Annotated in this window: 23 protein-coding genes; 16 read left to right on the top strand and 7 right to left on the bottom strand. The window is 69.0% G+C overall.

Annotation, left to right across the window (positions count from 1 at the left end):
* Positions 1–66: 66 nt before the first annotated feature.
* Both AB0F43_RS02535 and uxaC read right to left on the bottom strand, forming a co-directional pair.
* Positions 67–1,605: a right-handed parallel beta-helix repeat-containing protein gene (locus AB0F43_RS02535; RefSeq protein ID WP_360469574.1), complete on the bottom strand. Its 1,539-nt coding sequence runs from the start codon at positions 1,603–1,605 to the stop codon at positions 67–69.
* Between the two features lie 160 nt (positions 1,606–1,765).
* Positions 1,766–3,184 carry a glucuronate isomerase gene (uxaC, locus tag AB0F43_RS02530; protein WP_360469571.1) on the bottom strand — a complete coding sequence of 473 codons (1,419 nt, stop codon included), beginning with the start codon at positions 3,182–3,184 and terminating at the stop codon, positions 1,766–1,768.
* A gap of 179 nt (positions 3,185–3,363) precedes the next feature.
* Here uxaC and AB0F43_RS02525 point away from each other — a divergent pair, with 179 nt between their 5' ends.
* A complete protein-coding gene (locus AB0F43_RS02525) occupies positions 3,364–4,353 on the top strand; it encodes a LacI family DNA-binding transcriptional regulator (RefSeq protein ID WP_360469568.1) in 990 nt (329 codons plus the stop codon).
* Between the two features lie 94 nt (positions 4,354–4,447).
* Positions 4,448–5,830 (top strand): mannitol dehydrogenase family protein, encoded by a 1,383-nt coding sequence (locus AB0F43_RS02520; protein WP_360469565.1) that lies wholly within the window; start codon positions 4,448–4,450, stop codon positions 5,828–5,830.
* On the opposite strand, the gene AB0F43_RS02515 is transcribed toward AB0F43_RS02520, so the two are convergent.
* Complete coding sequence (locus AB0F43_RS02515; protein ID WP_360469563.1) at positions 5,805–7,325, bottom strand: right-handed parallel beta-helix repeat-containing protein; 1,521 nt, start codon at positions 7,323–7,325, stop codon at positions 5,805–5,807. The genes AB0F43_RS02520 and AB0F43_RS02515 overlap by 26 nt on opposite strands.
* Before the next feature lie 173 nt (positions 7,326–7,498).
* Complete coding sequence (locus AB0F43_RS02510) at positions 7,499–9,193, bottom strand: right-handed parallel beta-helix repeat-containing protein (protein ID WP_360469560.1); 1,695 nt, start codon at positions 9,191–9,193, stop codon at positions 7,499–7,501.
* A gap of 87 nt (positions 9,194–9,280) precedes the next feature.
* Here AB0F43_RS02510 and AB0F43_RS02505 point away from each other — a divergent pair, with 87 nt between their 5' ends.
* The 5 genes from AB0F43_RS02505 to AB0F43_RS02485 all read left to right on the top strand — a co-directional run bounded on the left by AB0F43_RS02505 (position 9,281) and on the right by AB0F43_RS02485 (position 13,458).
* Positions 9,281–10,504, top strand: coding sequence for a glycosyltransferase (locus tag AB0F43_RS02505; protein ID WP_360469558.1), 1,224 nt, complete (start codon positions 9,281–9,283; stop codon positions 10,502–10,504).
* A gap of 45 nt (positions 10,505–10,549) precedes the next feature.
* The gene (locus AB0F43_RS02500; RefSeq protein WP_360469556.1) at positions 10,550–11,005 is read left to right on the top strand and encodes an adenylyltransferase/cytidyltransferase family protein; all 456 of its coding nucleotides are present in this window, start codon (positions 10,550–10,552) and stop codon (positions 11,003–11,005) included.
* A gap of 118 nt (positions 11,006–11,123) precedes the next feature.
* Positions 11,124–11,855 carry a CDP-alcohol phosphatidyltransferase family protein gene (locus tag AB0F43_RS02495; RefSeq protein WP_360469553.1) on the top strand — a complete coding sequence of 244 codons (732 nt, stop codon included), beginning with the start codon at positions 11,124–11,126 and terminating at the stop codon, positions 11,853–11,855.
* The gene (locus AB0F43_RS02490; RefSeq protein ID WP_360469550.1) at positions 11,855–12,271 is read left to right on the top strand and encodes an adenylyltransferase/cytidyltransferase family protein; all 417 of its coding nucleotides are present in this window, start codon (positions 11,855–11,857) and stop codon (positions 12,269–12,271) included. The genes AB0F43_RS02495 and AB0F43_RS02490 overlap by 1 nt, the downstream gene beginning before the upstream one ends.
* A complete protein-coding gene (locus AB0F43_RS02485; protein ID WP_360469547.1) occupies positions 12,271–13,458 on the top strand; it encodes a glycosyltransferase family 4 protein in 1,188 nt (395 codons plus the stop codon). The genes AB0F43_RS02490 and AB0F43_RS02485 overlap by 1 nt, the downstream gene beginning before the upstream one ends.
* Positions 13,459–13,595: 137 nt before the next feature.
* On the opposite strand, the gene nadA is transcribed toward AB0F43_RS02485, so the two are convergent.
* Positions 13,596–14,777, bottom strand: coding sequence for a quinolinate synthase NadA (gene nadA / locus AB0F43_RS02480; RefSeq protein ID WP_360469544.1), 1,182 nt, complete (start codon positions 14,775–14,777; stop codon positions 13,596–13,598).
* An 82-nt stretch (positions 14,778–14,859) separates the two neighbouring features.
* Here nadA and AB0F43_RS02475 point away from each other — a divergent pair, with 82 nt between their 5' ends.
* From AB0F43_RS02475 to AB0F43_RS02440, 8 genes are all read left to right on the top strand, one after another.
* The gene (locus AB0F43_RS02475) at positions 14,860–15,447 is read left to right on the top strand and encodes a nucleotidyltransferase family protein (RefSeq protein ID WP_360469542.1); all 588 of its coding nucleotides are present in this window, start codon (positions 14,860–14,862) and stop codon (positions 15,445–15,447) included.
* A 38-nt stretch (positions 15,448–15,485) separates the two neighbouring features.
* A complete protein-coding gene (locus tag AB0F43_RS02470; protein WP_360469539.1) occupies positions 15,486–16,361 on the top strand; it encodes a MoxR family ATPase in 876 nt (291 codons plus the stop codon).
* Positions 16,362–16,369: 8 nt separating this feature from the next.
* Positions 16,370–17,464: a VWA domain-containing protein gene (locus AB0F43_RS02465; RefSeq protein WP_360469537.1), complete on the top strand. Its 1,095-nt coding sequence runs from the start codon at positions 16,370–16,372 to the stop codon at positions 17,462–17,464.
* Positions 17,457–18,578, top strand: a complete 1,122-nt coding sequence (locus AB0F43_RS02460) for an XdhC/CoxI family protein (RefSeq protein WP_360469534.1) — start codon at positions 17,457–17,459, stop codon at positions 18,576–18,578. The genes AB0F43_RS02465 and AB0F43_RS02460 overlap by 8 nt, the downstream gene beginning before the upstream one ends.
* A 76-nt stretch (positions 18,579–18,654) precedes the next feature.
* The gene (locus AB0F43_RS02455) at positions 18,655–19,122 is read left to right on the top strand and encodes a (2Fe-2S)-binding protein (RefSeq protein WP_360469532.1); all 468 of its coding nucleotides are present in this window, start codon (positions 18,655–18,657) and stop codon (positions 19,120–19,122) included.
* Positions 19,119–21,503, top strand: a complete 2,385-nt coding sequence (locus AB0F43_RS02450; RefSeq protein ID WP_360469530.1) for a xanthine dehydrogenase family protein molybdopterin-binding subunit — start codon at positions 19,119–19,121, stop codon at positions 21,501–21,503. Before AB0F43_RS02455 ends, AB0F43_RS02450 begins: the two co-directional genes overlap by 4 nt.
* Complete coding sequence (locus tag AB0F43_RS02445) at positions 21,500–22,354, top strand: xanthine dehydrogenase family protein subunit M (protein ID WP_360469527.1); 855 nt, start codon at positions 21,500–21,502, stop codon at positions 22,352–22,354. Before AB0F43_RS02450 ends, AB0F43_RS02445 begins: the two co-directional genes overlap by 4 nt.
* On the top strand, positions 22,351–23,007 hold the full coding sequence (locus AB0F43_RS02440; RefSeq protein WP_360469523.1) for an SRPBCC family protein: 657 nt from the start codon (positions 22,351–22,353) through the stop codon (positions 23,005–23,007). The genes AB0F43_RS02445 and AB0F43_RS02440 overlap by 4 nt, the downstream gene beginning before the upstream one ends.
* Here AB0F43_RS02440 and nfi read toward each other — a convergent pair.
* Both nfi and AB0F43_RS02430 read right to left on the bottom strand, forming a co-directional pair.
* Positions 22,993–23,646 carry a deoxyribonuclease V gene (gene nfi / locus AB0F43_RS02435; RefSeq protein ID WP_360469520.1) on the bottom strand — a complete coding sequence of 218 codons (654 nt, stop codon included), beginning with the start codon at positions 23,644–23,646 and terminating at the stop codon, positions 22,993–22,995. The genes AB0F43_RS02440 and nfi overlap by 15 nt on opposite strands.
* A 59-nt stretch (positions 23,647–23,705) precedes the next feature.
* Positions 23,706–24,242: a CGNR zinc finger domain-containing protein gene (locus AB0F43_RS02430; RefSeq protein WP_360469517.1), complete on the bottom strand. Its 537-nt coding sequence runs from the start codon at positions 24,240–24,242 to the stop codon at positions 23,706–23,708.
* Positions 24,243–24,332: 90 nt separating this feature from the next.
* On the opposite strand from AB0F43_RS02430, the gene AB0F43_RS02425 reads away from it, so the two are divergent.
* Positions 24,333–25,055 carry a LacI family DNA-binding transcriptional regulator gene (locus AB0F43_RS02425; RefSeq protein ID WP_360469514.1) on the top strand — a complete coding sequence of 241 codons (723 nt, stop codon included), beginning with the start codon at positions 24,333–24,335 and terminating at the stop codon, positions 25,053–25,055.
* The last annotated feature ends 33 nt before the right edge of the window (positions 25,056–25,088 follow it).

The raw sequence follows: 25,088 nt of genomic DNA, 5'->3' as shown, positions 1-25,088 counted from the left end.
CAGGTACTGGTGGGCTGGGACAGGTTATTCACTGTGCGGGCCCACCAGAAGGTGTTCGAGGCCCCGTCAGCTGGTGATGGAGTCCTGGTCGAAGCCGGCTTGTTGCCATTCGGTCCAGGTGAGGGTTTTGCCGCGGTAGGCGAAGCGATCGGCCGGGTTGCCGGTGATCTGGTAGCTGTTGCGGCGGAAGATGATGGCGCCGGTTTTGGTCGGGGAGCCCTTGTTCTCGACCACGCCGGTGGTGGCGGTGGCGTCATCCATCACGACGAGGTTGCCTTCGATCACCACGTCGGCGAGCACGTACGCGCCGCGCGGACCGTCGCCGCGGGTGCGGGACTGGATCGAGATGCCGTTGCGGTTGCCCTTGACCAGGTTGCCGCGGACATCCACGCCGGCCGACGTGTTCACGTTGATCCCGCCGCCGTCCCACAGGCTTCCGCCGGAACCCCGGCCGGTGCCGAACCCGTTGCCCTCAACAACGTTCTGCTCGATCACCGCCTGGTAGCTGATCTCGTACCGGATCCCGTCCGCGGCGTTGTCCCGGATCCGGTTGCCGATGATCCGCCGGTCGTACTCGGCGATGTCACTCCACATCCCGATCCCGCGGTTGGCCACGATGTCGTTGCCCGACACCTCACCCGACGACCGGGTCGACTTGATCCCGCCGGACTCCCAGTCGGCGATCCAGAACCCGTCGGTGTTGTTCCGGGTGACCAGGTTCGCGGTGATCCGTACGCCGGCCGACTTGTACTGCCCGATGCCCAGTTGCCCGTTGTTGGCGACCGTGTTCCGGCTCAGCTCAGCCCGATCGCCTTCGGTGACCATGATCCCGACCGCGTGGTTCCAGCGGACCTCGTTCGCGGTCACCGTCCAGCCCGGGCCGACCTGCAGCGCCCCGCCCTGCGGCCGGCTCGCGAAGTGCTCGATGGTCAGCCCGGTCACCGTGACCTTGGCCGCGGACTTCTCGATCGCGGTCGGAGTCCGGGACATCTCGACGTCACGGTCGCCCGGGTCGTCGGCGACGTACACGGCGTTGGTGTCGTAGTCGCCGTAGAACGTCCCCGGCTTGACCTGCTCCAGACTCATCACCCGGGTCAGATGCTTGCCGTCGACAAACACTTGCTCACCGCGCTGGCACGGTTTGGTCTTGTTGTCCTCGCACTGCCCTTTGAGCTCGTACGGCGCCGGCAGCACCCCACGCACGACCCACCGGTCGCCGTCCCGCTTCCACCCGCCCAATCGCACTGACCCGGACAGTACGACGCCCGGCCCGCCCGCCAGCGTGTCACCCGTCCGCGGCCGGATCGCCCGGCTGATCCGATGCACCCCTTTGGCGAAGCAAAAGGTCGTCCCGGCCGGCTGTGCGTCAATCACCTGCTGCGGATCGGTTCCCGCCGGGATCGCGACACCTTGGCACGCTTTCGCCGTACGCGGCCCTGTCGGCCCCAGCGCCGCGGCGGCCGCAGCCGGAGGAGCGGTAGGAACCGTCACCGTCGTCGTGGCGGACGGCGCCGACGGTTGACCCGAGCTCTCCCCGCCCGAGTCCGTGCACCCAGCCAGCAACAACACCAATGCAGCGCCGGCCGCGACGATCCGCGGACGCACCCATCTCCCAGCCACAGCCGACGACCATTCCTCTCGAGCGGACGGATTGCCGGAGACTACCGCTCACCAGGGTGACAAGCGGCCGCCAGTGTCGGGACCTGAGACAGGAAGTGGGGACTTGGCAAAGGTTATTTCAGGTCTCAACTCCCCAGATGATGTCTCAGGTCCGGGCGCCGGTCAGGTAGGTGTCGCGAGCGAGGTTGTAGGCGAGGTCTTGGGCGACGCGGAAGGCGTCGTCCTCGTCCAGGCGGTGCTGGACGACGAGGTTGGCCAGGTAGCCGGCGTCGATGCGGCGGGCCAGGTCATGGCGGGCGGGGATGGAGAGGTAGGCGCGGGTGTCGTCGACGAAGCCGGAGGTGTTGTAGAAGCCGGCGGTCTCGGTGACCAGCTCGCGGAAGCGGCGCATCCCGTCCGGGCTGTCGAGGAACCACCACGGCGCCCCGAGCCGCACTGCGGAGTACACGCCGGCCAGCGGCGCCAGCTCCCGCGAGTAGACGGTCTCGTCAACGGTGAACAGCACCAGCCGGAAACCGTCCGCATGCCCGAACCGCTCCAGCAGCGGCTGCAACGACCGGGTGAACTCGGCCGCCACCGGGATGTCATGCCCCTTGTCCGGCCCGTACGTCGAGTGGATCGCCGGATCGTGATCCCGCAGTACGCCGGGATGCAGCTGCATCACCAAACCGTCCTCGGCCGACATCACCGCCGACTGATACAGCATGTGCCCGGCGAACGCGCTCGCATCCACCGCCGACACTTCACCCTTCAACGCGCTCGCGTAGATCCGCGCACCCTCGTCATCGGACAGCGGGATCGCGGCCGCACTCAGGTGCCCGTGGTCGGTCGCCCGCGCACCCGCCTCGACGAAGGCCTGCCGCCGCTTCCGGATCGCCTCCAGATACCCGTCGTACGTCGAGGTGTCCACGTCGGCCAACGCACCGAGCTGCTGAACGAGCTCGCTCCAGTCCGGACGATCCAGGTGTACGACGGCGTCCGGGCGGAAGGTCGGGATCACCCGGCCGGGCAGATCCGCGGCCACCTTCGCATGCTGGGCCAGGTCGTCGGTGGCCGCGTCGGTGGTGGAGATCAGCTCGATCGCGAACTTGTCGAGCAGGGCCCGGGGCCGGAAGTCGGGCTCGGCGAGCCGCGCGGAGATCTGGTCGTACAGCTCGTCAGCGGTCTCCGCCGACGGGTGGGTGGTGACTCCGAGGACCTCGGCGAACTCGTGCTCCAGCCAGTACCGGCTCGGGGTGGCCAGGAAGAGGTGCCAGTTCGCGCAGAACTCGCGCCAGATCTCCCGCGGGTCGGCGGCCGGGGCGCCGTCGCGGCGGGGGAGGCCGAGGCGCTCGGGGGAGACGCCCTGTGAGATCAGCATCCGGGTGACGTAGTGGTCCGGGATCACCAGCAGCTCGGCCGGGTTGCCGAACGGCGCGTCGGTGGCGAACAACGAGATGTCGACGTGCCCGTGCAGGCAGAGCAGCGGCAGGTCCTTCGTCGACGCGTGGATCCGCCGGGCGAGGTCACGTGCCTCGCCGGCGGGCAGAGCGCGGTCCGGATGAGGCTGCAGTGCCTTCGGCATGGGTCCTCCGTGAGGGGTCGGCTGCAACGATTGTTGCAAAGGATTGCAGCCGCTCGACTGTCGCACAAGTCCTTGTCCACAAGGCGATTCCCCCAGCGATCCACGGCCCGGCCCAGAGACCTTGACACGCCACTGAAACCGATTGCAGACTCAAGCCTGACCTGGAAGGAGGTGACACCATGCCCGCGACGATCCGTGACGTGGCGCGGCTGGCGGGCGTGTCGCCGTCCACCGTGTCCCGCGCGCTCTCGATGCCGGAGATGGTCAACTCGGCCACCCGGGCCCGGGTCGCCGCCGCGGTCGAGCAGCTCGGCTACCAGCCGAACCGGGCCGCCCGCGGCCTGATCACCGGCCGGACCGGCAACATCGGTCTGGTCGTGCCCGACCTCGCCAATCCGTTCTTCGCGAGCGTCGCCAAGGGCGTCCAGGCACGCGCCCGCCGGTACGACGTCGCCGTCTTCGTCGCGGACACCGACGAGGACGCCGCCGCCGAGGTCGGTCTGGTGCGTGCACTGGCCAAACAGGTCGACGGGCTGATCCTGTGCTCACCCCGCGCGAGCGACGCCGACCTGTCCGCGATCGCCACGGAGACGAACGTCGTACTGGTGAACCGCACGGCCGAGGGCGTTCCCGGCATCAGCTACGACAACGAGGAGGGAATGCAGCAAGCGGTCGCCCACCTCGTGGCGCTCGGCCATCGCCGGATCGCCTGGGTCGGTGGACCGGTCACCTCGTGGTCGACGCAGCACCGCAGCATCGGCCTCAGCAACGCCCTGTACGACCACGGCGCTGAACTGGCGCGGGTCGGCAGCTTCGCCCCGACGTACGAAGGCGGTATGGCGGCGGCGGACCAAGCCGTCGCCACCGGTGCCACCGCTGTGGTCACCTACAACGACCTGGTCGCGATCGGGCTGCTGGCCCGATTGCACGCACGGGGAATCTCGGTGCCCGGCGACCTCAGCGTGGTCGGCATCGACGACATCGCCATGTCCCGGATGGCCAGGCCCGCCCTGACCACCGTCCGGCTGCCGAAGCAGGAGGCCGGCCGGATCGCGGTGGAACTGCTGCTGGCCGTCCTCGACGACCCGGACACTGCCGTCGCCACCCGCGACACGTTGCACGGCGAGCTCATCGTCCGCGACTCCACCGGCCCCGCACCAAAGCCCTGATCAACCCCAGACAGCCCGCCGGCCCGCCTTGATTCAGCGCAGACATCCGAAGCTCGTGTCAAGGAAGAACCAGATAAATGAAAGGTGTCCTCGCTTGAGCAGGCTCAGTCTCACCAACCTCCCCGTCGCCCCCGCGGTCGAACCGCGGGCGCTCTCGGTCGGCATCGTCCACCTCGGGCTGGGCGCGTTCCACCGGGCGCACCAGGCCGTGGTCACCGAGCGGGCCGCCGTGGTCAGTGGAGACACCCGGTGGGGGATCACCGGGGTGAGCCAGCGCTCGGCGACGGTCCGGGATCAACTCGCACCCCAGGACGGCCTGTACGCCGTCCTCGAGCGAGGACTGGGTGACCCGTCGGTGCAGGTGATCGGCAGCATCCGCGAGGTGCTGACCGCACCCGAGGACCCGGAGGCCGTGGTCGCGCGGATCGCCGATCCGGCCGTGTCCGTGGTGACGCTGACGGTCACGGAGAAGGGGTACCGAGCCGCCGGCGCCGGGCTCGATCTCGACGACCCCGAGATCCAGGCCGACCTGACCGGTCGTCCGCCGCGGACGGTCGTCGGGCAGCTGGCCGCCGGGATCGCGCGCCGGGTCGAGCCGCTGACGATCGTCTCGTGTGACAACCTGGTTGCCAACGGCCCCTTCCTGCGCAGGCTGGTGCGGGAGTACTTCGAGGCGCTCGGCGAGATGCCCGACGTCTTCGAGGCGACCCGCTTCCCGGCCAGCATGGTCGACCGGATCGTGCCGGCCACGACCGAGGCCGATCGGGACGAGACCGCTCGGCTGCTCGGCGTACGCGATGAAGCGGTCGTGGTCGCGGAGCCGTTCCTGCAGTGGGTGATCGAGGACGACTTCGCCGGCGACCGACCGGCCTGGGAGCAGGCCGGTGCCGTCCTCACCCAGGACGTCGCGCCGTGGGAGCAGGCCAAGCTGCGGATGCTGAACGCGACCCACTCGATGCTCGCCTATCTGGGCGCCCTGCGCGGCTACGAGACGATCGCCGAAGCGGTCCGCGACGACGAACTCTCGGCCCTCGCCCGCGCGCTGATGACCGAGGACGTCGTCCCGACGCTGACCCCGCCCGACGGCTTGGACCTGTCCGAGTACGGCGCCAGCGTGCTCGAGCGCTTCGCCAATCCCGCGCTGAAGCACCGTACGACCCAGGTCGCGATGGACGGCTCGGTCAAGCTGCCGGTCCGGATGCTCGGCACGGTCCGCGACCGCCTGGCCGCCGGTGCCGAGCCGCGCGTGATCTCGCTGGCGGTCGCCGCCTGGATGGTCTATGTCCTGAAGACCCCGACTGTGGACGACCCGCAGGCGGGCCGGCTGAAGGCCGCCCTGGCAGGCGCCTCCGAGCCGGCCGCCGTGGTCGACGCACTCCTCGGGGTCGACTCCGTCTTCACCGCGGAGTTGCGCGACTCAACGATCTTCCGCGAGCTGCTGATCGAGCACGTCAGCGCACTGACTTCCGGGCGGTGAACGTGCTGTCTGCGTCCTGGCCGGTCTTGCTCCACTCCGCGGCCGTGTACCACTGCCCGGTCTTCTGGAACCGCTCGGCGGTGAGGCTGTCCAGGATGTAGGAGTTGCCCTTCAGCGTCACCTCGCCGGCCGGGATGACGGCGCCGGGGTTCTGCACCATGCCGGTCGCGGTGGTGCCGCCCTTCATGGTGACCTGGTTGCCGGAGACAACGACGTCCCGGAGCACGTTCAGCCCCCACGGGCCCGAGCCACGGGTCCGGGACTGGATCGAGATACCGTTCACGTTGTCCGCGACCACGTTGTTGCGGACCTGCACGTTCGACGACGTGTTGACGTTGATCCCGCCGCCGTCCCACAGCGACTTGCCCGATCCCCGCCCGGTGCCGAGACCGTTGCCAGTGATCTTGTTGTCCTCGATCACGCCGTTGCGGCCGATCTCGTAGCGGATCCCGTCGGCCGCGTTGTCGACGATCTGGTTCGAGTTGAACGTGCGGCCGTCGTCGTACGCGTCACTCCACAGGCCGACCCCGCGGTTGGCCTTGATCAGGTTGCCGGTCACCCAGCCGCCGTTCGACCAGGTCGTCTTGATCCCGCCGGACTCCCAGTCGGCGATCCAGAAGCCGTCGGTGTTGTTGTAGCTGACCTCGTTGGCCGAAATCGTGCCGCGCAAGGTGCTGTGCTGCCCGACGCCGAGCTGGCCGTTGTGGTGGATCAGGTTCTTCTCCAGTACGGCGCCGTCGGCGTTGACCAGCATCGCCCCGACCGCGTGGTTCCAGCGGATGTCGTTGGCGTACACACTCCAGCCCAGCCCGAGCTGGATCGCTCCCCCTTGCGGCGGGGTGGCGAAGTGCTCGATCGTCAGGCCTCGTACTGTCACGTTGTTCGCACTGGACTGGATCGCCTGCTCGGTCTTCGACATCTCCACCGAGCGCCCGGCCGGATTGTCGCCAAGGTAGACCGCGTTCGCCGTGTAGTCGGCGTAGAAGGTGCCGGGAGCGACCTTGTCGCGGGCGGCGACCCGGGTCAGGTGCTTCCCGTCGAGGAAGACCTGCTCACGCAGGTAGCAGATGTTCGCGACGTTGTCCTCACACTGGCCGGTCTGCCCGTACGCCGGCGGCAGCACGCCGGTGGTCACCCAGTCCCCGTCAGACCCGGACCACTTGGTCAGCTGGATCGAGCCGGTCAGTACGGCGCCCTGATCGCTGGCCAGCACCTGGTCGGACTTCGGGCGGATGGTCTGCCCGATCCGGTGCAGGCCCGCGGCGAAGCAGAACGTCGTACCGTTCGGCGCGTGGTCGACAATCTCTGCCGCGTCCTGGTCGGGCGTGATCGTGACGCCGGTACAAGCGGGTGCGTACGCCGGCCCGACCTCGAGCTCACCCGAGGGGACCGGCGGCGGTGTGGGGGTCGGCGGCTGGTCGTCCGGGAGGAGGCCGGAGATCAGCTCCGGCGGGCCGTCGTCCAGCACGGGGGAGCCCATGGCCGGCGCGGTCATCCGGGCCAGGGCAATGGTGCCTGCTGCAACTATCGCGACAATGACGGTAGGTGTCTTCACTACGGAGCCTCCGGGGGACGCACCCCCCGTGGCGCGACTTCGCCACAGCAGACTACTACTTCAGGTAGTCATTACAACACACTCCGGCACAAAAAGTTGCGCGCGGCATCGAGTCAGTTCGCCAGGAAGCTGCCGATCGTGTCCAGGCCGGCCTGCCGCCAGCCCGCCGCGGTCAGCTTGGTGCCGAACCGGGCGAACCGCTGCGCGCCGAGCGCGTCCAGCACGTACTTGTTGCCGCTGAACACGACCTGGCCGGCCGGCACCTCGGCACCGGAGTTCTGCACCATGCCGGTGCTCTGGCTGCCGCCGGTCATCTCGATGGTGTTCCCGGTGATCCGGACGCCGCGCAGCACGTACGTGCCCCACGGCCCGGTGCCACGGGTCCGGGACTGGATCGAGACGCCGTTGACGTTGCCCGACACAACGTTGTTCCGCACCGTCACGTTCGCCGAGGTGTTGACGTTGACGCCGCCGCCGTCCCACAGCGACGTACCCGAGCCGCGCCCGGTGCCGAAACCGTTGCCGCTGATAGTGTTGTTCTCGATCGTGCCGTTGCGGCTGATCTCGTAGCGGATCCCGTCGGCGGCGTTGCCGATGATCTTGTTGCCGCTGATCACCCGGCCGTCGTCGGCCACGTCGGCCCACATCCCGACACCCTTGTTCTGCTTGATCAGGTTGCCGCTGACGGTGCCGGACGAGCGGGTCGACTTGATCCCACCGGACTCCCAGTCGGCGATCCAGAACCCGTCGGTATTGTTGCCGGTGATCACGTTGCGGGTCACGGTGGCGGCGGCCGAGGCGTACTGGCCGAGGCCGAGCTGGCCGTTGTTGCGGATCAGGTTCTTCTCCACCCGGGTGTTGTTCGCCTCGACCAGCATCACGCCGACCGCGTGGTTCCAGCGGACGTCGTTCGCGGTCACCTTCCAGCCGGGGCCGGAGACGAGCGCGCCGGCCTGCGGTGCGCTGGCGAAGTGCTCGATGGTCAGGCCCCGGACGACCACACCGGGCGCGCCGGACTCGATCGCGGTCTTCGTCTTCGACATCTCGACCGCACGCCCGGCCGGGTTGGTGCCCAGGTAGATCGCGTTCGCGGCGTAGTCGGCATAGAAGGTGCCGGCCTTCACCGCGGCCAGGCTGGCCACCCGGGTCAGGTGATCGCCGTCGACGAAGACCTGCTCACGCAGGTGGCAGATGTTCGCCTTGTTGTCCTCGCACTGCCCGCTCATCCCGTACGCCGCCGGCAGCGCACCACGGACCACCCAGGTCGCGCCGGACCTGGCCCAGCCGGTCAACGGCACCGATCCGGTCAGTACGGCGCGTTGCGCGCTGGCCAGTGTGGTGTTCGCCTTCGGCCGGATCGTGTCGGTGATCCGGTGAAGACCGGCCGCGAAGCAGAACGTCGTACCGGCGGGCTTGGAGTTCACGATCGACTGCGCGTTCTGGCCGGGTTTGATCACCACTCCGCTGCAGGGTCCGGCGACGGACGGCCCCGCGTCGGCCTCGTCCGCGGCTGGGACGGTCGGCGCTTCGGTGGTGGCCGTGGTCGTCGGTGGGGGCGTCGGCTTCGGCTTGGGGGAGGGAGTCGTCCTTTTCGAAGGCGCGGTGGTGACGGGTGCCTTGGGCGGGACAGTCGCCGCCGGGGCCTTGGAGGCACGGTGCGAGGGGATGGCCTCCGAGGGCGCCGGTTCGCTGACGGCGCGTGACTTCACGGCGTCTGTCGCGTTCTTCTGGTTGGCGATGACCGGCAGCGCTGCTGTAACAAAGGCAAGCGCAGCGGCGATAAGCACTGGGAACCACAGCTTCCTCAAAGGTGCACCCTCCGGGTGAGGTGGCCCTGGTCGACGTCAGTCCGGAAGCAAACCAGGTGTAGCCACCGCGAGACTTAAGGTAGTGCCATGCGGGTCGCCATGTTGCACAATCGTTACCGGACGGGTCAACCCAGTGGCGAGAACACCGTCGTCGCGCAGACGGTTGATTTGTTGCGTAACTCAGGACATGAGCTCGACCTGTACGTCCGGAACAGTGACGATATCGCCCGGATGGGCCGAAAAGATCGCACACTGTTACCATTTCGCTCCGTTTGGTCATTTTCTGCCGAACGCGATTTAACACTTCTCTTGCAGGAGCAGCGGCCCGATGTGGTGCACGTCCACAACACCTTCCCGCTGTTCAGCGCGTCGGTGCTGCGAGCGGCGTACCGACTGGACCTGCCGGTGGTGGCGACGCTGCACAACTTCCGGCTGATGTGTGCCAACGCGGTCCTTCAGCGCGACGGGCGGCCGTGCGAATCCTGCGTCGGCAGGCTTCCGTGGTCCGGCGTACGGCACAGCTGCTATCGCGAGTCGCGCGTGCAGACGCTGCCGCTGGCGACCAGCATCGGTGTCCACCACAAGCTCCGCACCTGGCAGCGGTACGTCACCACGCTGGTCGCGCCGTCGGAGTTCGTCCGCGGCCGGTACGTCGCGGGTGGCTTCGACCCCGAGCAGATCGTGGTGAAACCGCACGCGGTGCCGCACTCCGGTGCGGTGCGCGAAGGCGCCGGCGACGCGGTCGTGTTCCTTGGACGGCTGGTGGAGGACAAAGGGTTCGCGGACCTGCTGCGGGCGTGGGATTCCTCGCTCGGCAAGCTGATCGTGATCGGCGACGGCCCGCTGCGGGCCGAGGCGGAGGCACGGGCCTCGGCGGACCCCTCGATTCAGGTGAAAGGTCAACTACCGTGGACCGAGGGAATGGAGGTTCTCCGGTCCGCGCGCGTCGCCGTCGTACCGGCGCGTTCGTATGAGACGTTCGGTCTCGTGGTGGTGGAGTCGTTCGCGCACGGGGTGCCCGTGGTCGCGTCCCGGCTGGGTGCTCTGGCGGAGCTGGTCGATGACGGCGAGACCGGGGCGCTCACCGAGCCCGGCGACCCGGAAGGGCTGCGGAAGGCGCTCAGGTTGGTGAGCGATCCCGTCACTTCGGTAGCCTTCGGCGACCGAGCCCGACAGGTCTACCTCGACCGCTTCACCCCGGAGCACGACGTCGTGGCCACGGAGAGGATCTACACCGATGCGATCGCCCGGCACGCGGACCGCGGCCGGACCCGTCGCGGACGCAGGGCGGGCCCTGACCACGACGCTTGACGGTGAGAAAACAAGGGATAGGGTCAGGGAGGACGTGGGGGTCACGTGGGGGAACAGCTTTTACTGGGGGACGGCTTGTCACGGATCGGATTTCTGGCCGGGGTCTTCGACCTCTTCCACGTCGGGCATCTCGACGTGCTCGGACGGGCCACGCAGGCGTGTGACCGACTGGTGGTGGGCGTGCTGACCGACGACTGGGCGATCAACGCCTGGGGTGCGCGGCCGTTCGTGCCGCTGGTCGAGCGGGCCCAGCTCCTCGAGCACCTGCGCTGTGTCGACGAGGTGATCGTGGTGGACGACGTTCGGTCCGAGTGGCTGACCGGCGTACTGGGGGTACAGACCGTGTTCGCTGCCAGTGGTACCGACGGCGTGCTCGGCGTCGACGAGCTCGACGGGGTTCCGGCCCAGCTCGTCAGCGTCCTGCCGGCCGGCCGGGCTTCCCGCAGCCCGATCCTGCGCGCCGCGATCGACCAGCGCCAGTCGCGCAGCTCCGTCGCATGACGGTGCTATTGGCCGGGCCTTCGGCGCCGGCGGGGTCATGGGGCTTTTACTCCCGCCCTTCCGTCGTCGCTTCAGTCGCTTCGCTCCCTACGCTCCTCAGTCCAGGGCGGGAGGCCCCATGACCTCGCTGTTGGATGTCGTTGGGGAGCTGTCCCGTGCGCAGAAACCTTCGGCAGGGACTCCGGCGTACTCGCGGTTCGTCAACCGCCGGATCGGCCGGGTGTTCGCCGCCGCCGCGTTCCTGGTTGGGCGTACGCCGAACCAGGTGAGTCTGGCGTCCGGATTCTGCTCGCTGGTCGGCATTGTGCTGGTCGCGACCGTCCGGCCGTCGGTGACGCTTGCTGTGGCGGTGACCGCTTTGCTGTTGCTCGGGTACGGGCTCGACTCCGCGGACGGTCAGTTGGCTCGGCTGCGCGGGGGCGGGTCGCCGTTGGGTGAGTGGCTCGACCACATGATCGACGCGGTCAAGATCGTGCTGCTGCACAGCGCCGTACTGATCTCGTTCTACCGCTTCGATGCCTTCAGCAACGAGTTGGTGCTGCTCGTCCCGCTCGGCTACGTCTGCATGTCCTCGGTGCTGTTCTTCGGGCTGATCCTGATCGACCAGCTCCGCCGGCGGCACGGCGGCGTACCGAAACCCAACGAGCGGGGCGATTCCGTGGTCAAGTCGTTGCTCATCGCACCGACCGACTACGGCGTACTGTGCCTGGTCTTCCTGACCTTCGCCTGGCCGTCGGTGTTCGCCGTGCTGTACGGCGCGCTGCTCGCGGCGAACCTGCTGTTCCTGGGCGCGGCGATCGCCAAGTGGTACCGGGAGATGGCGCTGCTGGCGCCGGGGGTGCGCGGCTGATGGGCATCGTCGGGTACGCGCCGGGTGTGTACGACATGTTCCACATCGGTCACCTGAACATCCTGCGCCGGGCCCGCGAGCACTGCGACCACCTGATCGCCGGCGTGGTCGAGGACGACGTGGTGACCCGGATCAAGGGCCGGCCGCCGGTGGTCCCGCACGACGAGCGGATGGAGGTCGTCCGGGCCTTCGGCCTGGTCGACGAGGTGGTCTGCGACTGGTCCAGCGACAAGTTCGAGATGTGGAAGCAGTTGCGGTACGACGTCCTGTTCAAAGGTGACGACTGGAAGGGCACCGAGAAGGGGGCGAGACTCGAGAGACTACTCGGGGAGGTCGGTGCAAGCGTGCACTACTTCCCGTACACCGCCTCCACCTCGAGCACGGATCTGCGCAGGTTGCTGGAGGGGATGGGCTGATGTCGATCCGGCCGAAGGTCCTGCTCAGCGCCTACGCGTGCCGGCCGAAGGGCGGGTCGGAGCCGGGTGCCGGCTGGGCCTGGGCGAAGGCGGCCGCGCGCGACCACGACGTATGGTTGCTGACTCGCGGCAAGTTCGCGCACGAGATCGCCGAGGAGCTGGCCATCCGGCCGGTTCCGTCGCTGACCGTTGTACCGCTGGAGCTGCCCGACTGGGTGCTCAAGCTGCGGCGCCGGCCGGCCGACGTGTACTGGTACTACCCGCTCTGGCAAGGGCTGGCCCGGCGGACGGCGCGGCGGCTGCACGCGGAGCATTCGTTCGATGTCATCCATCACCTCACCTTCGCGGTCGACTGGATGTCGGCGGGTGTGGTCGAGCCGTCGTCGGCCAAGGTGATCTGGGGACCGGTCGGCGGGTCGACCACCGCGCCGTTGTCGATGGCGCACTGGCTCGGGCCGCGTGGCGTGACGGCCGAGCTGGTACGGCGTACGTACACCGGAATCCGGCGTCAGCTGACCGGGCGGAAGCTTGCCCAGAGCGCCGACCTGATGATTGCCCAGAACAACGATGTCGCCGAGGTGTTCCGCGGGTACGCGCGGGAGATCGTGGTGCAGCCGAATGTGGCGATCCGGCGGTTCACCGCGTCCGGTCCGTACGAAACCTTTGGTGCCCCTGGCATCAAGACCGCCTTGTTCGTCGGAAGATTGATCCCGTGGAAGGGCGTGCTGCTCGCGATCAGCGCGCTGGCGCGGCCGGAGGCGGCAAACTGGGAGCTGCGAATCATCGGCGACGGCCCGGAGTGGGGACGCGCCGAGCGGCTCGCCGAGGAGTTGGGTGTCCGCGACCGGGTCGAGTTCATGGGCCAGCTGCCACGTGAGGACGTACTGGCCGCGATGTTCCGCGCGGACGCCTTGCTGGCCCCCGCGTTGCGCGAGGCCGCCGGCTGGGCGGTGACCGAGGCGTTGGCCTCGGGCTGCCCCGTCGTCTGCCTCGACCGCGGCGGCCCAGCCGTCATCGTCGGCCCCGGCGAGGGCGTCGCCGTCCCCTGGCGCGGCGACGTAGTAGGCGAACTAGCCCGCGGCCTGTCCTCCCTCCAAGGCCGCATCACCCCCGTCGACCGCTGGGGCCCAGACCGCCTCCCCACCCTCCTGTCCACCTGGTACGCCCCAGCCCGCGTCCTCCACTGACAAGACCCGCCTGCCCAGCCACCCCTAGGGCCTCGGCAGGGCGTCCAGTCGGGCTGGTGCGGAGCCCGCGGCCGGCCAGTCGGCTGGTGTGGTTTCCCGGATCAGCTCGGTTCGAGGGATGCCGCCGTACCAAGTGGTCAGTCGCGGGCGGTTTTGCCGGGGAGGGCGAGCATGCGGTCGAGGGCCAGTTTGGCGTTCTTCTCGGTGTCGGGGTCGACCTTGATCGGGTTGACGACGTGGCCGGCGACCAGGTTTTCCAGCGCCCAGACGAAGTGCGGCAGATCGATCCGGTTCATCGTCGCGCAGTAGCAGACCGTCTTGTCCAGGAAGACGATGTTCTTGTCGGTGTGCTGCTTGGCCAGTCGCTGCACCAGGTTGAGCTCGGTGCCGACTGCCCACGACGTACCAGGCTCCGCGGTCTCGAGTGTCTTGATGATGTACTCCGTCGAGCCGACCAGGTCCGCCTTGGTGACGACCTCGTGCCGGCACTCGGGGTGGACGATCACGTTGACGCCGGGGACGCGCGCCCGTACGTCGTCCACGGACGCGGCGGTGAAGCGGCCGTGTACCGAGCAGTGCCCGCGCCACAGGATCATCTTCGCCGCCGCCAGCTGCTCGCGGGTGAGCCCGCCGCCCGGCTTGTGCGGGTCGTACACCACGCAGTCGTCCAGGCTCAGGCCCATCTTCAGTACGGCGGTGTTGCGGCCGAGGTGCTGGTCGGGCAGGAACAACACCTTCTCGCCCTGCTCGAACGCCCACTCGAGCGCGGTGTCCGCGTTGCTCGACGTACACACCGCCCCGCCGTTGCGGCCGCAGAACGCCTTGATGTCGGCGCTCGAGTTCATGTACGTGACAGGCACGGTCACGTCCGCGACGCCCGCGTCGGCGAGCGCGTCCCAGGCCGCCTCGACCTGCTGGATGCGCGCCATGTCGGCCATCGAGCAGCCGGCCGCGAGATCCGGCAGGATCACCGTCTGCTGGTCGTTGGTCAGGATGTCGGCCGATTCGGCCATGAAGTGCACACCGCAGAACACGATGTACGGCGCATCCGGCCGGGCCGCGGCGTCCCGGGCCAGCTTGAACGAGTCCCCGGTGACGTCGGCGAACTGGATCACTTCGTCGCGCTGGTAGTGGTGCCCGAGCACGAACACCTGGTCACCGAGCGCCGCCTTCGCCTTCAGCGCCCGCTCCACCAGATCCGGGTCAGACGCCGGCGGCAGCGCACCGGGGCACTCGACCCCCCGCTCCGAGTGAGGGTCGGTGTTCTGTCCCAGAAACAGCAGAGGAAGGGCCTTAGGACCATCCGCAGTAGTCGTCACGTCAACCATCGTCCCATGTCGTGACCCCTCACCCACGTGGTACGCGTCACTGCCCAGACTGTGAAATCGTTACTCTCCGAGAGTGAAGATCGCAGGCTTGCTCTTGGCCGCCGGCGCCGGCCGCCGCATGGGGACCCCCAAGGCCCTCGTCCGCGACCCGGAGGGCTTGGCTTGGGTAGTCCGCGCCACGCGCCTGCTTGTCGCGGCCGGTTGCAGTCCAGTCGTGGTCGTCACCGGAGCTTCCGCTCAGCAGGTGGCGTCAGAGCTGGCCAGCGAGCCGGTCGAGCCTGTCAAGGCACTGGACTGGGAGGAGGGCATGGGTGCCTCGCTCCGAGCCGGTCTGACGAAGGTGCAGGACGACACCAGCGCTGTAGCAGCCCTCGTCGTACCCGTTGATCTGCCTGGACTGACTTTGGACGTCGTACGACGTGTGGCGGCTCGCGCGGATCGGTCAGCACTCGTGCGCGCCATGTACGACGGGAAGCCCGGGCACCCGGTGCTGCTTGGGCGCGAGCACTGGGACGGCGTGATTGCTACCGCGGTCGGGGATCAGGGTGCTCGGGCCTATCTCGAGCAGCACCCGCCGATCGAGGTCGAGTGCGGCGACCTTGCCGACGGAGCGGATGTGGACAGGGTCGAGGATCTGCCCGAGGGGCATCGGATCGGCTGAGGCTTGGCAACCCGGGCGGGCGGGGTGATGCTGAGCAGATGAACGCCGTCGGCTCCGCGGCAGAGCTCGCCGAGCGTCTGCGCGGGACCGGGTATCTCGCCGACGACGGCTTGGCCACCGTCGGCTACCTCGCGCTCGCCCTGCACCGCCCGCTGCTGCTCGAAGGCGAACCAGGCACCGGCAAGACCTCCCTCGCCGCGGCGATCGCCGAAGCGCTCGGCCTCCAGTTGATCCGGCTGCAGTGCTACGAGGGCATCGACGCGACCCAGGCGCTCTATGACTGGGACTTCCCACGCCAGATCCTGCATCTGCGCACGGTGGAGGCGACGAGTGACGGTGCTGCGACCGAAGAGGTCGAGAAGTCCTTGTTCGACGAGCGGTTCCTGCTCGCCCGCCCGGTCCTGCGAGCGTTGCGGGAAAGTCCCGCCGTACTGCTGGTGGACGAGATCGACCGCGCCGACGACGAGTTCGAGGCGTTCTTGCTCGAGGTGCTGTCGACCCACGAGGTGACGATCCCCGAGCTCGGCACGATCACCGCGGAGGTCCCGCCGATCGTCGTACTCACCTCGAACCGGACCCGTGAGGTCCACGACGCGTTGAAGCGCCGCTGCCTCTACCACTGGATCGACCATCCCGGTCTGGCCCGTGAGGTCGAGATCGTGCGGACACGGCTGCCGGAGGTCTCCCACCGGCTGGCCGAGCAGGTGGCACGCTCCGTGCAGCGGATGCGCGAGCTCGACCTGCTCAAGCCGCCTGGTGTCGCGGAGACCCTCGACTGGGCTCGGGCGCTCGACGCGCTCGGCACGGACACGCTCGACGTCGAGACCGCGGCTGCGACGCTGGGTGCGGTGCTCAAGTACCGGGAGGACACCGACCGGGTTCGGGAGTCCCTGGACCGGCTGCTGGCGAGCTGAGGGCGACCATGACCGCACCAGACCTCGCCTTGGCCGGCTTCGCATCCGCACTCCGGCACGCGGGCCTGGCTGTCACCGCCGACCGAGTTCACCTGTTCCTACAAGCAGTCGCCACACTCGACGCCGCTGTCACCGCCGATGTCTACTGGGCGGGCCGGGCTGCCCTGTGCAGTGGGCCCGACGATACGGGCCGGTACGACGAGGTGTTCGCCGCCTGGTTCTCCGGTGTTCCCGCGAGGGGGACAGGTCGCCGTACTACTACGCAGGCCACGATGCAGGCGGCCCTCGATGCCGACGACGGTGCCGAGGGCAAGGACAGCGACCGGTCGCTCACCGTCTCCGCGAGTACGACGGAAGTCCTGCGGCACCGCGACGTCGCCGAACTGTCCGCACGCGACCGGGCCGAGCTGGCCAGGCTGTTCGGGACACTCCGCCCGCGGGTACCGGTCCGCCGCGCGGCCCGGCGACGGCCGTCGCATCGGGGTGACATCGACCCGCGGCGGACGTTGCGCGCCCAGTTGCGCCAGGTCGGCGAGCCCGCTCGTGTCCTGTACCGCCGACGCGGCACGAGACCTCGCCGCGTCGTCCTGCTCGTCGATGTGTCTGGCTCGATGCGTCCGTACGCCGACAGCCTGCTGCGACTCGCTCACACGCTCGTCCAGGCGGCGCCGCGGTCGGTGGAGGTCTTCACCATCGGCACTCGGCTGACCCGCGTCACCCCGGCGCTGCGTCACCGCGACCCTGACTTCGCGCTGCGGTTGGCCGGCGACGTCGTACCCGACTGGTCGGGAGGCACGCGACTCGGGGAAGTGCTGAAGGTCTTCCTGGATCGCTGGGGTCAGCGCGGGACTGCGCGCCGGGCCGTCGTGGTGGTGTGCAGCGACGGGTGGGAGCGAGGCGACACGACGCTGCTCGGCGCACAGTTGCAACGCCTGGCCGGCTTGGCACACCGGGTGGTCTGGCTCAACCCGCATCGAGGCAAGCCCGGGTACCTGCCCGTGCAGGCGGGGATCGTCGCCGTACTGCCGCATCTGGACGACCTCGTCGCGGGGCACAGCCTGGCCAGCTTTGCGGATCTCCTGAAGGTGGTGGCCGATGCGTGAGGTGCTCGAACGGTTGATGGAGTGGTGGAACGCCGGGGAGCCGGTTGCCATGGGGACCGTTGTGGCGACGTTCGAGTCCGCGCCGCGGCCGCCTGGTGCGGTCATGCTGGTCGGGCCCGACGGCGAGGCGGTCGGCAGTGTCTCGGGTGGTTGCGTCGAGGGAGCCGTCTACCAACTCGGTGAGGAGATCCTGGAGTCCGGCGAGCCAGTGCTCCAGCGGTACGGCGTAAGCGACGAGTCAGCGTTCGCCGTCGGGCTCACGTGTGGCGGCATCATCGACATCTTCGTCGAGCGGGTGGACAGGACGTCGTACCCATGGTTGGAGGAGGTGGCCTCCGACATCGTGGCGGGTCGTCCGGTGGCGGTGGCGACAGTGGTCGCGCATCCGGATCCGGCGCGGGTGGGGATGCGGTTGGTGGTACGGCCCGAAGGTCAGCCGACGGCAGGAGGCCTTGGGTCCGAACGGGCAGACGACGCGGTCGCCGATGACGCGCGCGGGCTGCTGGCGGCCGGGCGAACCGAGACGCTGGAGTATGGGCCGGAGGGGCAACGCCGGGGGGAGGGGATGAGGGTGTTCGTGTCCTCGTACGCGCCGGTGCCGCGGCTGCTCGTCTTCGGCGCGATCGACTTCGCCGCCGCGGTGGCGAAGCTCGGCGCCTTCCTCGGTTATCGAGTGACCGTGTGCGATGCGCGTGGGGTGTTCGCGACCGCCTCGCGGTTCCCGTCCGCAGATGAGGTGGTTGTCGACTGGCCGCATCGGTATGTCGCGGCCGAGGCCGAGGCTGGGCGGATCGATGGGCGAACTGTCATCTGCGTGCTCACCCACGACCCGAAGTTCGACGTCCCGCTGCTGGAGGTCGCACTGCGACTGCCCGAGCTCGGCTACATCGGTGCGATGGGTTCGCGCCGTACCCACGACGACCGCCTGAAGCGCCTCCGCGAGGCCGGCCTCACCGACTCCGAGATCGCCCGCCTGTCCAGCCCGATCGGCCTCGATCTCGGCGCCCGCACCCCCGAGGAAACCGCCGTCAGCATCGCAGCCGAAATCATCGCGCTGCGCTGGGGCGGCGCGGGCAACCGGCTGACGACACAGGCCGGTCCGATCCACCATTGATCCGATGTCTTGTGGTCCAGATCACACGAGAGCAGGATCAGAAGCACGGCGGTTGCTCACTTCTGGAGGCGGGGCGATGACCCGGATCACGGTGAAAGTCGACGGAAGCAGCTACACGGACGACGTGGAGCCGCGCACGCTGCTGGTGCACTACCTGCGCGAGCAGCTGGGAAAGACGGGGACCGTGGTCGGCTGCGACACCGGCAACTGCGGCGCGTGCACGGTCCACCTCGACGGGCGCAGTGTGAAGTCCTGCTCGATGCTCGCGGCCCAGGCCGACGGGCACGAGGTCACAACCATCGAGGGACTCGCGACCGACGGGCAATTGCACCCGATGCAGCAGGCCTTCCACGAGAACCACGCCTTGCAGTGCGGCTACTGCACGCCCGGCATGATCATGCAGTCGATCGACCTGCTGGCCGACAATCCGAACCCGACCGAGGAAGAGATCCGTCACGGGCTCGAGGGCAACCTCTGCCGTTGCACCGGCTACCAGAACATCGTCAAGGCCGTTCGCGCCGCCGCCGCGGGAGGTGCGCGATGACCGCCACCGAGGAACGTCCGGCCGCCGAGGTCGGCAGCCCGCGCCGCCGCAAGGAGGATGCGCGCCTGATCACCGGCCGGACCCGCTGGACCGACAACCTCGTACTGCCCGGCATGCTGCATCTCGCGATGGTCCGCAGCCCGTTCGCGCACGCGCGGATCACCGGGATCGACACCGAGTCCGCACGAGCGGCTTCCGGCGTGGTCGCCGTACTGACCGGAGCAGACCTCGCCGAGGAGCAGGGCGGCCTGCCGTTCGCCTGGACGGCAACGCCGGAGCAGAAGCAGCCGAACCACCCGTCCGTCGCCGTGGACACGGTGAACTTCGCCGGTGAGATCGTCGCCGTCGTCGTGGCCCGGTCCGCGGCCGAGGCGAGCGACGCGGCCGATCTGGTCGACGTGGACTACGAGGAGCTTCCGGCCGCGCTCGACCTGAAGGCGGCCGCCGCCGACGAGGTGCTCGCGCATCCCGACCTCGGCACCAACGTGTCGGCGACGTTCGTCTACGACTCGGCCGAAGCGGGCAATGGCGGTGAGGTCGAGGCCGCGATCGCGGCGGCGCGCGACGGCGGCATCGTGATCGAACGCGAGTTCCGCCAGCAGCGGCTGATCCCGGCGTTCATGGAGCCGCGGTCGATCGTGGCCGACCCCACCGGCGAGCAGTTGACGATCTGGTCGTCCACCCAGGTGCCGCACTTCGTCAAGATCTTCCTCTCGTTGGTGCTCGGCATCCCGGAGCACAAGATCCGCGTGATCGCCCCCGATGTCGGCGGTGGCTTCGGCGGCAAGCTTCAACTCACCCCGGAGGAGGTGCTGACAGTCATCGCGGCCCGGCACACGGGCAAGCCCTGCAAGTACACGGAGAGCCGGTCCGAGTCGATGATGGTCGCGCACCACGGTCGCGACCAGTGGCAGAACCTCACGCTCGCCGCCGACCGTGATGGCACCGTCAGAGGGCTGAAGGTCGAGTTGCTCGTGGACATGGGGGCATACCTCGGCCTGGTCACGGCCGGCATCCCGATCCTCGGTGCTTTCATGTACAACGGCATCTACAAGTTCCCGGCGTACCGCCTGTCCTGCACCAACGTCTTCACGAACAAGACCTGGACCGACGCGTATCGCGGGGCCGGGCGGCCGGAGGCGACCTTCGCGGTCGAGCGGCTGATGGACGAGCTGGCCGCCGAGGTCGGCGTCGACCCGTTGGAAATCCGCGAGAAGAACTGGATCAAGCACGACGAGTTCCCGTTCACCACCGTCGCCGGGCTGGAGTACGACTCCGGCGACTACGAGGCCGCGACGGCGAAGGCCAAGGAGCTGTTCGGGTACGACGATCTGCGGGCCGAGCAGCAGAAGCGGCGCGAGGCGGGCGATCCGGTCCAGCTCGGCATCGGGATCTCGACGTACACCGAGATGTGCGGGCTGGCGCCGTCGCGCTGGCTCGGCTCCATGGGCTACGTCGGCGGCGGCTGGGAGCACGCGTCGATCCGGATGCTGCCCACCGGAAAGGTCGAGGTGATCGCCGGGACCAGTCCGCACGGCCAGGGCCACGAGACGGCGTGGAGCCAGATCGTGGCGGACCGGCTGGGCGTGCCGTTCGACGACATCGAGGTTTTGCACGGCGACACCCAGATCGCGGCCCGGGGCCTCGACACCTACGGCTCGCGATCGCTGACGGTCGGCGCAATGGCGGTACTGGCGGCGGCCGACAAGGTGATCGAGCAGGCCCGGCCGCTGGCCGCGCAGTTGCTCGAGGCAAGCACCAGCGACGTCGAGTTCAGCGGCGGCCGGTTCCGGGTGAAGGGCACCGAGGCCGGCATGGGGATCGGTGACCTGGCCTTCGCGGTCTTCCAGGGCCACAAGCTGGGGGCCGCGGCGCAGCGGTCCCTCGATGCCGACGCGACGATGGACCCGGACACCTTCTCGTTCCCGCACGGCACCCACCTGTGCGCGGTCGAGGTCGACACCGAGACCGGCGCGGCGACGATCCGCTCGTACGTGAGCGTCGACGACGTGGGCAACGTCGTCAACCCACTGATCGTCGAGGGGCAGGTGCACGGCGGTATCGCCCAGGGCGTTGCGCAGGCGCTCTTCGAGGAAGCGGTGCACGACGAGACCGGCACCTTGATCACCGGGTCGTTCGACCAGTACCTGGTCCCATCGGCGCCTGATCTGCCACCGTTCGTGACGGAACGCACCGAGACCCCGGCGACGACGAACCAGCTCGGCGTGAAAGGTGTCGGCGAGGCGGGGACGATCGCCTCGACACCGGCCGTGGTGAACGCCGTGATCGACGCGGTCCGCCACCTCGGTGTGTCGGACATCCAGATGCCGTGCACGCCGTACCGGGTCTGGAAGGCCCTTCAGGAAGGGGCGGGCTCATGATCCCCGCGGCTTTCGAGTACTTCACACCGACATCGGTGGATGAGGCGGTCGCTCTGCTCCGCGAGCACTCCGATGCGAAGGTGCTGGCCGGCGGTCAGAGCCTGCTGCCCGTGCTGCGGCTGCGGCTGGCGGCGCCGGAGACGATTGTCGACATCGGCCGGATCGACGAACTGCGCGGGGTGCGTGACGACGGTGACGCGCTGGTGATCGGTGCGATGACGCCGCACAGTTCGATCCAGTCCGATCCGCTGATCGGTGAGCACGCCACACTGATTTCGTTGGCGGCGGCAACGATCGCGGATCCGCAGGTTCGGCATCTCGGGACGTTCGGTGGATCGCTGGCGCATGCCGATCCGGCGGGTGACCTCCCCGCGGTGGCCGTCGCGCTGGACGCGTCGTTCGTGATCGCCGGCCCGGACGGCCGCCGTACCGTCGCCGCTGCCGACTTCTTCGAGGGCGCCTTCACCACGACGCTCGCCGAGGACGAACTGCTGGTCGAGGTGCGGGTGCCGAAATACACCGGGTGGGGCGCGCACTACGAGAAGTTCAACCGGGTCGCGCAGCAGTGGTCGATCGTCGCCGTCGCGGCCGCGGTCCGGCTGAACGGCGACTCCATCGCGGAGGCTCGGGTCGCCCTCACCAACATGGGTTCGACGCCGATCCGGGCGATCGCGGTCGAGGACGTGCTGATCGGCCGCCCGGCGACCGTCGAGGCCATCCGGGAGGCCGCGGCCCGCGCGCCCGACGGGACGTCGCCGGTGTCCGACCTCAACGGTGACGCTGACTACCGCAGGCACTTGGCGTCGGTGCTGACCCGGCGTGCGGTGCTGGCCGCAGCAGGTACCGGATGAAGCTCGAGCACCAGTTCGTCGTACCGGCTCCGGTCGAGGAGGCGTGGGCCGCGTTCAACGACCTCGAACGGGTGGTGCCGTGTTTCCCCGGCGCCACCCTGACGTCGTACGACGGTGATGACTTCACCGGGGCGTGCAAGGTCAAGCTCGGGCCGGTATCGCTGCAGTACGCGGGGAGCGGGACATTCGTCGAACGCGACCCGGCGGACCATCACGCGGTGGTCGAGGCCAAGGGCAAGGACAAGCGCGGCAACAGCACGGCGTCTGTCCGCGTGATCACCCACCTCGCCGCAACCGGAGACGCCGCCACCGCGGTAACCGTACAAACCGACCTCACGGTTACCGGCCGGCCCGCCCAATTCGGTCGCGGCCTCATCCAAGACGTCTCGGACCACCTCCTGGCCCAGTTCGTCACCTGCCTGACCACCGAACTCTCCACCCAACCCCCAGCCACTGAGCCCACATCTCAAGCCCCACCCGCAGCCGAACCCGCCGGCCCCGCCTCGACCGAACCCACCACTCCGGCCGGCCCCGGTGAGCCATCGACGCTGGACCTGGGGTCCGCGCTCGTACCAGCCCTCGTCCGGCGCGCCCGCCCGTACCTCATCGGCGCCGTACTCGCACTCCTCATCCGCCGCCTAATTCGCCGCTGACAACGCCTGCCGACACAGGTGATCGGCCGCGCGCGTGGTTTCGGGCAAGCGGTACCGGGGCGCGAGGTGGAGCACATGCCGTACTGCGGTCGGGAGGGTGACGCGGTGCCCGATGGACACGTAGATCGGGTTCACGTCGTTCTGTGTGCGGACGACCGCGCCGACAACCTGATTGTCGACAATCAGATCGGCGACGTCACCGCGGCGCGGTCCGGGGTCGGCATGCGTGCCGATGTACGCCGTCTTCGCGGCGCCGATCGTCGGCATGCCAGTCAGCACACCGAGATGGCATGCGAGCCCGAACCGCCGCGGATGGGCCAGGCCCTGCCCATCGCAGACCAGTAGATCGGGCGTGGTCTGAAGGCGTCCCAACGCCTCCAGCAGCCCCGGAATCTCCCGGAACGCGAACAAGCCCGGCACATAAGGAAACGTCGTCTCCCCGAGCACGACTGCCCGGTCCACCTCGGCCAACGTCTCCCAGTCGAGTACGACGACCGCAGCCGCCAGGCGATCCCCGTCGTACGCGACATCGAGCCCGGCGACGTACCGCGGTCGTTCGTCGACATCCGTAGTGTCGACGAGCCCGCGCAGTTGCTCCTGAACGGCGATCGCCTCAGTGGGTGTGCTCGGCCAATGCATCCACGCACCGTATCCATCCGTGCCCCGCGGCCGAACGGGTCATAGAGCGGCCGGATGGGTCATGAGGCGCTTCGGCGGGTGCGTCTGTACTTTGCGGCGCGGGCGCGGTTCTGGCAGGTGACTGAGCAGAAGCGCCGCCGCCCGGCGGGGGAACTGTCGATGTAGACATCCGCGCAGCCGCCGTCGACGCAGATCCCGAGACGATCGGGATCCTCATCGCACAACTGCGCACGCAGGGCCAGCAGGGCCGTGGCCAGCAGCGCGTCATCAGCGTCCACCCACCACGTCGGCTTGATTTCGCCGTCAGCGACCGCGAGGTCAGGCCGTACGTCGACACGCGCCAGCAAGCCGGAGACGGCCGCGACGCGGGCCGTCGTACCCGCCGCGGCGAAGACCTCGAAGATCGTTTCGGCGAAACCGACCAGATCGGCGTCCGTCAGTACGTCGCCCACCGCGGCCGGAACGCCGGCCCGGCCAACGTGGTCGCCGAGCGGCGGCACCTCCGACCTCGCCCCCGCCCGGCGCGGCTCGACCCCCCAGCCGTTGACCAACTCGACCAAGGTGCCGAGCGGCATCGGCTCCACCTGCACTCGCACCGCACCAACATAACGCGTTGACCGCCGTTAACGCGTTGCACCTCGCACCAAGCTGCCATAACGTGATGAATCCGAGGATCACGTGACGGCATGGGAGGATCGATGACGGCGCGGATGCGGGACGTCGCCCAGCGGGCCGGTGTCTCGGTGAAGACCGTCTCCAACGTCCTCAACCACTATCCGCACGTCACGCCGGAGACCCGGGCGCGGGTCGATGCCGCGATCGCCGAGCTCGACTATCGCCCCAACCTCGGCGCCCGTTCATTGCGTAAGGGTCGCTGCGGCGTGATCGCGCTGGTGATTCCCGATCTCGCCGTGCAGTACTTCGCCGGGCTCGCCGGAGCCGTCGGTCGGGCGGCGAAGAAGCGTGGCGTCGCCGTACTGATCGAGCAGACGGACGGCCACGGCGCTGCGGAAGACCTCGCCCTCGACGGTCTTCGTGACCGGCTGGTCGACGGGGTTCTTCTGTGGCCGACGGCGCCCACGGGTACGGCGGCGGACCCGAGCAGGCCGGTGGTCCTGTTGGGGGAGGGGCGTGCGGATCTCGCCTGCGATCGGGTCTCGATCGGGCGCGAGCTGTCGCTGATGCCCGATCCCAGTGAGCATGAGGCGTTCGCCGACGAGGCGGTGGGCCTTCTGCTCGACCGCGTTGCCGGCGTCGGTCCGCCCGAACAACGCCACGTCGTCATCCAGGCGATTCGGGCGAGGGAAGCCAACGGAGGTCGGGCGCGATGGCGGGGCAGTCCATCGGACCACCGCGACTACGTCGGGTCACCCTGGGGCGGCCCGCCGGTCGGCGACTCGCTCTGTTGATGCGGCAGCGGTCGGGATCGATGGACGACGGTG

The sequence above is a fragment of the Kribbella sp. NPDC023972 genome, from assembly GCF_040639075.1.
Lineage (GTDB): Bacteria > Actinomycetota > Actinomycetes > Propionibacteriales > Kribbellaceae > Kribbella.
The sequence above is the reverse complement of the archived record's forward strand: the minus strand, read 5'-3'. Positions and strand labels throughout refer to the sequence as shown.